The sequence below is a fragment of the Paenimyroides ummariense genome, from assembly GCF_900115115.1.
GTDB classification, from domain to species: Bacteria; Bacteroidota; Bacteroidia; order Flavobacteriales; family Flavobacteriaceae; genus Flavobacterium; species Flavobacterium ummariense.
In genome coordinates this window covers 1-1,215 of sequence record NZ_FOVI01000072.1, presented here as the reverse complement: position 1 = coordinate 1,215, position 1,215 = coordinate 1, and the positions used below count along the sequence as shown (strand labels likewise).

At 45.1% G+C, this 1,215-nt stretch carries 2 protein-coding genes; both read left to right on the top strand.

Annotation, left to right across the window (positions count from 1 at the left end):
• Positions 1-692: DNA polymerase Y family protein (locus BM253_RS17115; protein ID WP_450088504.1), on the top strand; the 692-nt coding region annotated here is incomplete at its 5' end.
• 2 nt (positions 693-694) lie between these two features.
• Positions 695-1,215: PHP domain-containing protein (locus BM253_RS17110; RefSeq protein ID WP_143095712.1), on the top strand; the 521-nt coding region annotated here is incomplete at its 3' end.

Here is a 1,215-nt window from a genome sequence, read left to right as displayed (position 1 = left end):
CCGGTAAAAGAGAAATAGCTTCTAACGGCGTCCGTCCGTTTCTCAATCCGCTGTCCATAAAAAAAATACCCATGCTGGGCGATGCTACCTTCCAGCTGCTTTCAAGAATAGGTGTGCGCCAGATACACACACTGGCAGAAATGCCTGTGGAGGTACTGCAGCAGATGATCGGTAAAAACGGTATTGATTTGTGGAAAAAGGCAAACGGCATCGATTTCTCACAGGTAGAGCCTTATACCGAACGCAAGTCGGTCTCAACAGAACATACCTTTGATCAGGATACCATCGACCTGAACATGCTCCACGCGCTCATCAGCGGTATGGTAGAAAAACTGGCGTACCAGCTGCGCTGCGAACAATGGCTGGTTTCTACCGTAGTTGTAAAAATTCGTTATGCCAATTTTGATACCGAAACAAAACAGGCGAAGATAGCATATACTTCTGCAGACAACATCCTAACAAAAACGGTTCGCGAACTGTTTAACAGGCTCTACAGCCGCCGCATGCGTATACGTCTTATCGGTATCCGTTTTACGGGATTGGTACGCGGAAACCTGCAGATCAACCTCTTTGAAGATACGCAGGAACTGGCAGCTCTTTATCAGGCAATGGACCGCATCAAGAACAGGTTCGGATACGATAAGGTAGGTCGTGCTGCCGGGTTTAATTTTACAGCTAAAGAAAACAGGTAATTATGTATATAAACTGTCATTCCTACCACAGCCTCAGGTACGGTACTCTTTCGGTAAACAATCTCGTTTCTCAGGCACAAGCCTGTAATGTAAGGGTACTTGCACTTACCGATATCAATACGGTAACCGGAATTTACGATTTTGTAAAAGCATGTAAAGAGGCACATATAAAACCTGTTGTAGGAATGGAATTCCGATCAGATAATCGTTTGCTCTATATCGGGCTGACAAAAAACAATAACGGCATCGGCGAGATGTGCAGGCTGCTTACCGCACACAACTGTGATGGGGCTCAACTACCGCAAAAAGCACCGGAATTTGAAAATGTATATGTTATTTATCCTTTTTCAAACCACCCGAAGACACTCAGGCAGAATGAGTTTATAGGGGTCAGACCCGAACAGCTGAATTTTCTCATTCAGAAAGAGTGGCAGGAATACCTTCCCAAAATGGTCATTTGGAGTCCGGTGACCGTTTCAGGAAAAAACGAACACAACCTGCACAGGATCTTACGGGCAATTGA